Below are 1723 nucleotides of genomic sequence, written 5' to 3'. Positions count from 1 at the left end.
AAACCCTCGGCCTGCCCAACATCAGCGTCGACGACAACTTCTTCGCCCTCGGCGGCACATCCCTCCAAGCCGCCCGCACCGTCCTCGCCCTCCGCACCAGGTGCGGGGTGGAGGTCAGCGTCGGGGACTTCTACGCCGCGGTCAGCGTCGCCGACATCGCGCGTCGAATCGACGCCGCCAGGGAGCAGCTGAACCGTTCCCGCACACCGGTGACTGACAACGCGGCAGAGGAGATCGCGGCCCTCGAGCGACGGCTGGCCGAAGCACGCGCGGCCCTCGAAGGCGGCACGACGGCGTCCGACAACGAGTAGGAGTGGTTCGCGATGGACAAAGCGACGCTGGCCGAGGAGATCGCCGCGCTCGAAGCCCGCTTGGCGCAGATGCGGGCCGGCGTCGCGTCCGCGCCGTCGGCGGCTCCGCCCGGTGATGGACAGGTCATTCCCCGGCGCGATTCGACGCGCGCCCGGATGTCGTTCATGCAGGAGCAGTTGTGGTTCCTCGACCAACTCTCGCCGGGTCACTCCACCTACAACCTGTCGGTGTTTCTCCGGCTGACCGGGGACCTCGACCTCGGGGCGCTGGAACGGGCGGTCTCGGCGGTGACCGCGCGGCACGAAACGCTTCGCACGACGTTCACCGTCGAGTACGGACAGCCCTGGCAGATCGTTCATCCGCCGACGCCGGTCCGCCTGCCGATTCACGACATCACCGTCGCCGTGGGCGAGCACCCGCAGGAGTCGCTGCGCCGCGCGTTGGAGCGCCAGGCCAACGAGGCCTTCCGTCTCGACCGGGACCGCCCCTTCCGGTTCCGGCTCTACCGTGTCGCGGCGGACGAGCACGTCTTCGGCCTGACCGCACACCACATCTGCTTCGACGGCGCCTCGGCCTCGGTCCTGCTGACGGAGGTCAGCGAGTTGTACGGGATGGCGCGAGCCGGTGCCGAGCTGAGCTTGCCGTCATTGCCCATCCAGTACGGTGACCTCGCGGAGTGGCAGCAGCAGCGGCTGGCCGACGGCGCGCTCGAACGCGACATCACCTACTGGGCCGAGAAGCTCGCGAACCCCACCACCTTGGAGCTTCCCACCGACCGTCCGCGACCCGACCTGCCCAGCTTCCGGGGCGACCGGCTCTCGTACACCATCCCGGCCGACGTACTCGAAGGCATGCGGGCCCTTTCGCGAAGGGTCAACGCGACGCTGTTCGCGACGCTGGTGGCCGGGATGACCGCGACGTTGTCCCGGTGGTCCGCGACACCCGACGTCATCATCGGCACCGCCAACGGCAACCGGCAGCGGCCGGAGTTCCAGAGCCTGGTCGGCTGTTTGATCAATATGCTGGTGTTGCGCAACGACGTGTCCGACGACCCGACGCTCGAAGAGCTCATCCGGCGGTCGATGGTCACGGTCGCCGAAGGGTGGGACCACCAGGCAGCGCCGTTCGAGAAGATCATTGAACGCATCGGCCTGCCGCGCGACCCGTCCCGCAACCCGATGTTCCAGATCGCGATGGATCTGCAGAGCAGCACTGCCTTCACCTGGACATTCCAGGACCTCGTTGTCGAATGGATCAGCGTCGCTCAACCAACTGCCCGGTTCGACCTCGCCATCAACACCTATGACTCGGTGGATGGTTTGCAGTTTCGGGTGGAGTTCGCGACGGATCTGTTCGACCGTTCCAGGGTCCACCGCCTGATGTCGCATCTGGAGCTGGTGCTGCGGGCCGC

The 1723-nt window shown here is 67.6% G+C and carries 2 protein-coding genes; both read left to right on the top strand.

All coding sequences use genetic code 11. From position 1 onward, the window contains the following. On the top strand, positions 1 to 311 hold a 311-nt coding region (locus CHC05_RS40460), incomplete at its 5' end, for a phosphopantetheine-binding protein (RefSeq protein ID WP_144023022.1). Between the two features lie 12 nt (positions 312 to 323). After that, a partial coding sequence (locus CHC05_RS40455) for a condensation domain-containing protein (protein WP_245871494.1) occupies positions 324 to 1723 on the top strand: 1400 nt, incomplete at its 3' end.

This window comes from Asanoa hainanensis (genome assembly GCF_900188485.1).
GTDB lineage: Bacteria > Actinomycetota > Actinomycetes > Mycobacteriales > Micromonosporaceae > Asanoa > Asanoa hainanensis.
The sequence above is the reverse complement of the archived record's forward strand: the minus strand, read 5'-3'. Positions and strand labels throughout refer to the sequence as shown.